The 7,213-nt window shown below is 63.5% G+C and carries 9 protein-coding genes and 1 tRNA gene; 9 read left to right on the top strand and 1 reads right to left on the bottom strand.

Annotation, left to right across the window (positions count from 1 at the left end; all coding sequences use genetic code 11):
• From ffh to PHE40_RS08700, 9 genes are all read left to right on the top strand, one after another.
• On the top strand, window positions 1-1,290 hold a 1,290-nt coding region (gene ffh, locus PHE40_RS08740; protein ID WP_299960840.1), incomplete at its 5' end, for a signal recognition particle protein.
• A 30-nt stretch (window positions 1,291-1,320) separates the two neighbouring features.
• Window positions 1,321-1,662: a 30S ribosomal protein S16 gene (gene rpsP, locus PHE40_RS08735; RefSeq protein ID WP_299960838.1), complete on the top strand. Its 342-nt coding sequence runs from the start codon at window positions 1,321-1,323 to the stop codon at window positions 1,660-1,662.
• Between the two features lie 14 nt (window positions 1,663-1,676).
• The gene (rimM, locus tag PHE40_RS08730; RefSeq protein ID WP_299960836.1) at window positions 1,677-2,186 is read left to right on the top strand and encodes a ribosome maturation factor RimM; all 510 of its coding nucleotides are present in this window, start codon (window positions 1,677-1,679) and stop codon (window positions 2,184-2,186) included.
• Window positions 2,183-2,884 (top strand): tRNA (guanosine(37)-N1)-methyltransferase TrmD, encoded by a 702-nt coding sequence (gene trmD / locus PHE40_RS08725; protein WP_299960834.1) that lies wholly within the window; start codon window positions 2,183-2,185, stop codon window positions 2,882-2,884. The genes rimM and trmD overlap by 4 nt, the downstream gene beginning before the upstream one ends.
• A gap of 27 nt (window positions 2,885-2,911) precedes the next feature.
• Window positions 2,912-3,295, top strand: a complete 384-nt coding sequence (rplS, locus tag PHE40_RS08720) for a 50S ribosomal protein L19 (RefSeq protein WP_299960833.1) — start codon at window positions 2,912-2,914, stop codon at window positions 3,293-3,295.
• Between the two features lie 105 nt (window positions 3,296-3,400).
• A complete protein-coding gene (gene leuC / locus PHE40_RS08715) occupies window positions 3,401-4,804 on the top strand; it encodes a 3-isopropylmalate dehydratase large subunit (RefSeq protein WP_299960831.1) in 1,404 nt (467 codons plus the stop codon).
• On the top strand, window positions 4,804-5,418 hold the full coding sequence (leuD, locus tag PHE40_RS08710) for a 3-isopropylmalate dehydratase small subunit (RefSeq protein WP_299960829.1): 615 nt from the start codon (window positions 4,804-4,806) through the stop codon (window positions 5,416-5,418). The genes leuC and leuD overlap by 1 nt, the downstream gene beginning before the upstream one ends.
• 6 nt (window positions 5,419-5,424) lie before the next feature.
• Window positions 5,425-6,531: a 3-isopropylmalate dehydrogenase gene (gene leuB, locus PHE40_RS08705; RefSeq protein ID WP_299960827.1), complete on the top strand. Its 1,107-nt coding sequence runs from the start codon at window positions 5,425-5,427 to the stop codon at window positions 6,529-6,531.
• A gap of 53 nt (window positions 6,532-6,584) precedes the next feature.
• Window positions 6,585-6,661, top strand: a tRNA-Arg gene (locus tag PHE40_RS08700).
• A 146-nt stretch (window positions 6,662-6,807) separates the two neighbouring features.
• Here PHE40_RS08700 and PHE40_RS08695 read toward each other — a convergent pair.
• Window positions 6,808-7,213: hypothetical protein (locus tag PHE40_RS08695; protein ID WP_299960825.1), on the bottom strand; the 406-nt coding region annotated here is incomplete at its 5' end.

Raw genomic sequence — 7,213 nt, 5'->3', positions numbered from 1 at the left:
GAGGCGCTGCGGGAGATCCGCCTGGCGCTGCTGGATGCTGACGTCGCGCTGCCGGTGGTGAAGGATTTTATCGCCACGGTGAAGGAAAAGGCCGTGGGCGCGGAAGTGCTGCGCTCGGTCTCGCCGGGGCAGATGGTTGTCAAAATCGTCAACGATGCGCTGGTTGAGGCGCTCGGCGGCGCGGTGGTGCCGGTTAATCTGCTGGCCCCCTCGCCTATTCCCATCCTCATGGTGGGCTTGCAGGGTTCGGGCAAAACCACCACCTCCGGCAAGCTGGCGCTGCGGCTGCGCACGCGTGAGCGCAAGAAGGTGTTGTTGGCGAGCCTGGATACGCAGCGCCCGGCGGCGCAGTTGCAGCTGGAGCAGCTGGCGCAGCGCGCCGAGGTGGCGAGCCTGCCGATTATCGCCGGGCAGAGCCCGTTGCAGATCGCGCAGCGGGCCATGGATGTGGCGCGGCGCGAAGTGTTCGACGTGGTGATTCTGGACACCGCGGGGCGGCTCTCCATCGATGCGGCGCTGATGGAGGAGGTCAAATCCATCCGCTTTGCCGTGAATCCGGTGGAGACGCTGCTGGTGGTCGACGCGATGACCGGCCAGGACGCGGTGACCACCGCCACCGCCTTTAATCAGGCGCTGGGGATTACCGGCATCGTGATGACCCGGCTCGACGGCGATGCCCGTGGCGGCGCTGCCCTCTCGATGCGCGCGGTCACCGGCGCGCCGATCAAGCTCGCGGGTACCGGCGAGAAGCTAGATGCGCTGGATGAGTTCAACCCCGAGCGGATTGCCGGGCGGATTCTCGGCATGGGCGATATCGTCGGCCTGGTGGAGCGGGCGGCGCAGAATATTGACCAGGCGGAGGCTGAGAAGCTCGCCAAGCGCATGGCCAAGGGCAAGTTCGACCTGGACGATTATGCATCCCAGCTCCGCCAAATTTCCAAAATGGGGTCGCTGTCGGGGATTTTGGGCATGCTGCCCGGCGTCGGCAAGATCAAGAAACAGATCGAGGATGCCAATCTCGATACCACCATGTTCAAGCGTCAGGCCGCGATCATCAGCTCGATGACCAAGGCCGAGCGCCGCAACCCGGACCTGCTGAAGGCCAGCCGCAAGAAGCGGGTGGCGGCGGGGTCTGGCACATCGGTGCAGGAGGTCAACAAGCTGTTGAAGCAGTTTGACGACATGTCCACCATGATGAAACGCATGAATAAAGCCGGCGGCCAGGAGGCGATGATGCGCCAGATGCAGGCCGCCATGGGCCAGGCCAAGGGCGGCCGCCGCCCGTTTTGAAGTTTTACCGTTTAACCTTGAGGAGTTACCATGTCTGTTAAAATCCGTCTGTCGCGCGCCGGCGCGAAGAAGCGCCCGTTTTACCATATCGTGATCGCGGATGCGAACAGCCCGCGCGATGGCAAGTTCATCGAGCGCGTGGGCACCTATAACCCGATGCTGCCCGCCGAGCACGCCGAGCGCGTGACACTGGTGAGCGAGCGCCTGACCCATTGGATCGCCAATGGCGCGCAGCCGACCGACCGCGTTGCCAAATTCCTCGGCAAGGCCGGGCTGATCGCGATGCCGGTGTATCCGGAGCAGCCCAAGCAGTCCGCGCCGAAGAAGAAGGCGCAAGAGCGTGCCGCCGAGCGCGCGAAAGCCGCCGTTTAATTAAAGGCCGTTAGGTGAACGAACGGTTGATCCTGATGGGCGTGATCGGCAAGCCACATGGCGTGCGGGGGCTGGTGCGGGTGAATGCCTACACCGAGGACCCGGACGCTCTGGCTGAGTATCCGCTGAGCGACCGGACCGGCCGGCGGTTTTCGCTGGAGTGGCTGCACGGCAATGTCGCGCAGCTGAGCGAGATCACACCTAAGGGCAACCGTGCGATCACCGACCGTAACGAGGTGGAAAGGCTCACCAATACCGAGCTTTTTGCCCCGCGCGCGGCGCTGCCAGCCCCTGATGAGGAGGAATTCTACCTCGCTGACCTTATTGGCCTGAAGGCCCGTAACGAAGCCGGGGTGGAGATCGGCAGCATTACCGCCGTGCATGACTATGGCGGCGGCCCGAGCCTGGAGATTTCTCCGGGCGGGCTGCTGGTGCCCTTTACCCGCGCGGCCGTGCCGGTGGTGGATATTGCCGCCGGACATGTGACCGTGGCGCCCCCGGTTGAAGTCGTGGTGCCATCATGAGCTGGCGCGCCGATGTGCTGAGCATTTTCCCGTCCATGTTTCCTGGGCCGCTGGGCGAGTCCCTGGCGGGCAAGGCCATGGAGGCGGGTAGCTGGAGCCTGAAGGTTACGGATATTCGTGACTTTGGGCTGGGCCGCCACCGCAGCGTGGATGACACGCCCTTTGGCGGCGGGGCGGGGATGGTCATGCGGCCGGATGTACTGGATGCGGCCATCGGCTCGGTGGCTGATGAACGTCCGCTCATCGTGCTGACACCTCGCGGCGCGCCGCTGACGCAAAAGCGGGTGCGCGAACTGGCCGGAGGGCCTGGGGTGATCCTGCTGTGCGGGCGCTTCGAGGGGATTGATCAGCGCGTGATCGACGCCCGCCAGGCGGAGGAGGTCTCCATCGGGGACTATATCCTCTCCGGCGGGGAGGTTGCGGCGCTGGTGCTGCTCGACGCGGCGATCCGGCTGCTGCCCGGCGTCATGGGCGCTGCCGAGAGCGCGGTGGAGGAAAGCTTTAGCGCCCCGCTGCTGGAATACCCGCATTACACCCGCCCGGCCGTGTGGGCGCAGCGCGCCGTGCCGGAGACGCTCACCTCGGGCAACCATGCCGCCATCGCCGCCTGGCGGCTGGCGGCTGCCCGCCAAACCACGAAAACCCGCAGACCGGACCTGTACAACCAATACATTGCATCTGGTGCCTCGGCACCCTAAACACCGCTTTCGAAAAGGACCTCGACCATGAACATCATCCAGACCATCGACGCCGAACAGATCGCCAAGCTCACCGCCGGCAAGCCAATCCCGCCGTTCGCCCCGGGAGATACCGTGCGCGTTAGCGTTAACGTGAAGGAAGGCGAACGCTCGCGCGTGCAGGCCTTTGAAGGCGTGTGCATCGCCCGCTCCAACCGCGGCATCAACTCCTCCTTCACCGTGCGGAAAATCTCCTATGGCGAAGGCGTGGAGCGTATCTTCCAGCTCTACGCGCCGACCATCTCGGAAATCCACGTGATGCGCCGGGGCGACGTGCGCCGCGCCAAGCTGTACTACCTGCGCGGCCGCCGCGGTAAATCCGCGCGTATCGCCGAGAAGGCCCGCGAAGTCGAAGCCACTCCGGCTGAGTGAAGTAAAGTTAGGGGGGGCGTCGCACTGTAGGTGCGCCTATGAGCTAATAGGCGGCCTGTGAGTCCGGCGCCCCCTGGCCTTCCTTACTCAGGAGTACCAGCTTCGATGTCACGGACTTTATTTGACAAGATTTGGGATGCGCATGTGGTGGACCGGTTGGAAGACGGCACATGCGTGTTGTATATCGACCGGCATCTTGTGCATGAAGTGACCTCGCCGCAGGCTTTTGAGGGGTTACGGCTGGCCGGGCGCAAGGTTCGGCGCGTGGATGAGACGATCGCGGTGGTGGACCATAATATTCCCACTGATGCGGACCGGCTGAACGGCATCAACGAGCCGGAGAGCAAATTACAGATCGAGACGCTGGAAGCCAATGTGGCGGCGTTCGGGGTGCCGTATTTTCCGGTGAGCGACGCGCGCCAGGGCATTGTGCATGTCATCGGGCCTGAGCAGGGAATTTCACTTCCCGGGTTCACCATTGTTTGCGGCGATTCGCACACCAGCACGCATGGCGCGTTGGGGGCGCTGGCGTTCGGCATCGGCACCTCCGAGGTTGAGCATGTGTTGGCGACGCAGACGCTGTTGCAAAAGCCAGCCAAGAACATGCTGGTGCGGGTGGACGGCGTGCTGCCCCCCGGCTGCACCGGCAAGGACATTGTGCTGGCGATTATCGGCAAGATCGGCACCGCGGGCGGCACCGGGCATGTGATCGAGTTCGGCGGCGAGGCGATACGGGCACTGGACATGGCCGGGCGGCTGACCGTTTGCAACATGAGCATCGAGGCGGGTGCGCGCGCCGGGCTGATCGCGCCGGATGAGACGACGTTTGAGTACATCAAGGGCCGCCCGTATGCGCCCAAGGGCGCGGATTTCGAGAAGGCCGTGGCGTACTGGAAAACGCTGCCGAGCGATGAAGGCGCGCATTACGATAAGGTGGTGGTGCTGAACGCCGCCGAGATTGTGCCGCAGGTGACATGGGGGACCAGCCCGGAGGCGGTGATCCCCATTACCGGCACGGTGCCTGACCCGCAGGCCGAGCCGGACGAGGCGCGCCGCGCCCAACTGCAACAGATGCTGCGCTATATGGATTTGCAGCCGGGCCAGAAGATTGCCGGAACGAAAGTGGATGTTGTGTTCATCGGCTCCTGCACCAACTCGCGCATTGAGGACATGCGCGCCGCCGCCGCCGTGGCCAAGGGCCGCCATGTGGCGCCGGGTGTGCGGGTGCTGGTGGTGCCGGGCTCGGGGCTGGTGAAGGCGCAGGCCGAGGCCGAGGGGCTGGCGAAAATCTTCACCGATGCGGGGTTTGAGTGGCGCGAGGCCGGATGCTCGATGTGTCTGGGCATGAACCCCGACAAGCTGACGCCAGGGCAGCGTTGCGCCAGCACCTCCAACCGCAATTTTGAGGGCCGCCAGGGGCCGGGAGGACGCACCCACCTGCTCTCCCCCGCCATGGCCGCCGCCGCCGCCGTCACCGGCGTTCTCACCGATGCCCGGGAGCTTGTGTAATGGATAAATTCACCCGCCTCACCGCCCCGGCCGCGCCGTTGAATCTGGCAAATGTAGATACGGACAAAATCATCCCCGCGCGGTTTTTGAAGACCATCAAGCGCAGCGGGCTGGGCAAGAGCCTGTTCGCCGATATGCGCTACAATGCCGATGGCTCGGAGAATCCTTCGTTCGTGCTCAACCAGCCGAAATACCGCCAGGCGCAAATTCTCGTCGCGGGGGATAATTTCGGCTGCGGCTCGTCACGCGAGCATGCGCCCTGGGCGCTGCTGGATTTTGGCATCCGCTGCGTGATCGCGCCCAGCTTCGCTGATATTTTCCATGGCAACTGCTTCAAGAACGGCATTCTGCCGATCGTGCTGCCGGCGGATGTCTGCGAACAGCTGATGGACGATGCGGCGCAGGGGACGAATGCACGCCTGACCATCGACTTGGAAAAGCAGGTGGTGGTGCGCCCCGATGGCGAGGAAATTCATTTCGAGGTGGATGCGTTCCGCAAGCACTGCCTGCTGAACGGCCTCGACGATATCGGCCTGACGCTGGAGCATGCGGCCGCGATTGATGCCTATGAAGCCAAAACCCCGAGCTGGAAGCCAGCCATTAACGGAGTCTGAGAAAACATGAGCGAGCGTAAGAACCTGTTGCTGATGCCGGGCGACGGCATTGGCCCCGAAGTGATGGCGCAGGCAAAGCGCGTGCTGGACTGGCTGCAAAAGACCGGCCGGGTGGACTTTGCGGTCACCGAGGAGCTGGCCGGCGGCGCTTCCATAGATGTGCACGGCGTGCCGCTGACCGAGGCGGCCCTGGCGCATGCGCTGGCGGCGGATGCGGTGTTGTTTGGCTCCGTCGGCGGGCCGAAGTGGGACACCGTGCCCTTCGATATCCGCCCCGAGGCGGCGCTGCTGAAACTGCGCAAGGAGATGGGCGTGTTCGCCAACCTGCGCCCGGCGAAGGTGTTCGATGCGCTGGTGGATGCCAGCTCGCTGAAGCCGGAACTGGTGCGCGGGCTGGATATCATGATCGTGCGCGAGCTGATCGGCGGGATTTATTTCGGCGAGCCGCGCGGCATCGAGACCCTGCCCGATGGCAGCAAGCGCGGTGTGAACACCGAGGTTTATACCACGGGTGAAATCGAGCGCGTGGGGCGGGTGGCCTTCGAGCTGGCGCGCAAGCGGCAGAACCGCGTGTGCAGCGTGGAGAAAGCCAATGTGATGGAAAGCGGGCTGCTGTGGCGCCAGGTGATGACGGCGCTGCACGCCGCCGAATACCCGGATGTGCAGCTGAGCCACATGTATGCTGACAACTGCGCCATGCAGCTGGCCAAAAACCCACGGCAGTTTGATGTGATTGTGACCGGGAACCTATTTGGCGATATTCTCTCCGACCTCGCGGCCATGCTCACCGGCTCGCTCGGGCTGCTGCCCTCGGCCACGCTGGGCGCCATGGACGCCGCAGGGCGCCGCCCAGGGTTCTATGAGCCGATCCACGGCTCGGCGCCTGACATCGCGGGCAAGGGGCTTGCCAACCCGCTCGCGCAGATTTTGAGCCTGGCGCTGATGCTGCGCTACTCCTTCGATATGGAGGCAAACGCCGCGCTGATCGAACGGGCCGTGGAGAACGTACTGGCCAAAGCCGGGCGCACGCCGGACATCGCGATTCCCGGCCGGGCAAAAATTTCCACCTCGGAGATGGGGGATGCGTTGCTCGCAGAGCTCAACACCATTTAATCAACCAGGCGGGGTTGCCTGACCGCGACGCTTCGGTTACACCCCGCCGGTACGCGCCCGTAGCTCAGCTGGATAGAGCATCAGACTACGAATCTGAGGGTCAGGAGTTCGAATCTCTTCGGGCGCGCCATTTTTTCCTATAAAGATCAAGGGTTTGTCTGGCGGGGCAGCGATCTGTGCCGCCGCGTCAGCATTGCTTCCCCCCACTATCCCCCCAACGGCTTCATTTTATCGCTGGTCACCCAGCCGGAAGTTTATTGGCGCACTACCGAGCTGTCAGGATTTTGACAGAGATTCGAGATGCTTTAGACGGTTGATCTGCTTCTTAGTATCGGTCGCATACTCGACCGTTTCCTCGACCTCGATATCTGCCACATACACGTCATTCACCTGCCAGACCGCTCCAGCGGGGAAGGTTTCCGACAGTGGGCCAGCATAGTCATCACCGTTGGGGTCGACAAAGCGAAACCGTTTCGTCTTAGAATCTAGCCCCACTAGAACCCCCTGCACCCTAATCGGCCTCGTCACCGAGTCAGAGGTATGGCCGATCACGGTAATGAACCGCCCCGCGTTTGCCGGAGGCTCCAACTCTTGAGAGGATGGGGTCATGACGAACAGAACGAGCAACAAATTTTCACCTGAGGTTCGCGAGCGTGCGGTGCGGATGGTGCTGGAACACAAG

The sequence above is a fragment of the Acidocella sp. genome (assembly GCF_028687955.1).
Lineage (GTDB): Bacteria > Pseudomonadota > Alphaproteobacteria > Acetobacterales > Acetobacteraceae > Acidocella.
Note: the sequence above shows the minus strand (reverse complement) of the source record. Positions and strands in the feature narration are given on the sequence as shown.